Origin of the sequence: Microbacterium sp. Ru50 (assembly GCF_002920555.1) — a bacterium.
Lineage (GTDB): Bacteria > Actinomycetota > Actinomycetes > Actinomycetales > Microbacteriaceae > Microbacterium > Microbacterium arborescens.
Genome location: NZ_PQSV01000045.1, coordinates 1 through 701 on the forward strand (window position 1 = coordinate 1; position 701 = coordinate 701).

General features: G+C 67.9%; 1 protein-coding gene. It reads left to right on the forward strand.

Features of this window, described 5'->3' with window-relative positions:
* Positions 1-97: 97 nt before the first annotated feature.
* On the forward strand, positions 98-701 hold a 604-nt coding region (locus tag C3481_RS16155; protein WP_258039150.1), incomplete at its 3' end, for a M23 family metallopeptidase.

The window sequence follows — 701 nt, forward strand, 5'->3', positions numbered from 1 at the left end:
CAGCAGCCATCATCATCATCATCACAGCAGCGGCCTGGTGCCGCGCGGCAGCCATATGGCTAGCATGACTGGTGGACAGCAAATGGGTCGCGGATCCATGACCGAGGCCCAGGCCGCCGACGACACCGTGCTGGCCACCGGCCAGACGACGGTCGACGGAGCCTCGGTCAGCGGTTCGAACGACGGCATGCAGATCGTCTCGGTCGCGTCGAACATCTCGTCGGCCGTGCACGCCGAGGAGATCACCAAGGCCGCCGCGTTCGCACAGGAGCGCGCCGAGCGTGAGGCCCGCCTTTCGCGCCCGCTGTTCGTGATGCCGACCAAAGGCGTGTGGACGTCGGGCTTCGGCTACCGCTGGGGCGTGCTGCACGGCGGCATCGACATCGCCAACTCGATCGGCACGCCGATCTACGCCGCGTCCGACGGCGTGGTCACCGACGTGGGCCCGACGGCCGGTTACGGCGCGTGGGTGAAGATCCGCCACTCCGACGGCACCGTCACGCTCTACGGTCACATCAACACGTGGCTCGTCAGCGTCGGCGAGCGCGTGATGGCGGGCGATCAGATCGCCACCATGGGCAACCGGGGCTACTCCACGGGTCCCCACCTGCATTTCGAGGTCCTGACCAACGGCACGAACCGGATCGATCCGGTCGGTTGGCTGGCCAAGCGCGGGCTCAGCCCGGGCAGCTATGTTGGCC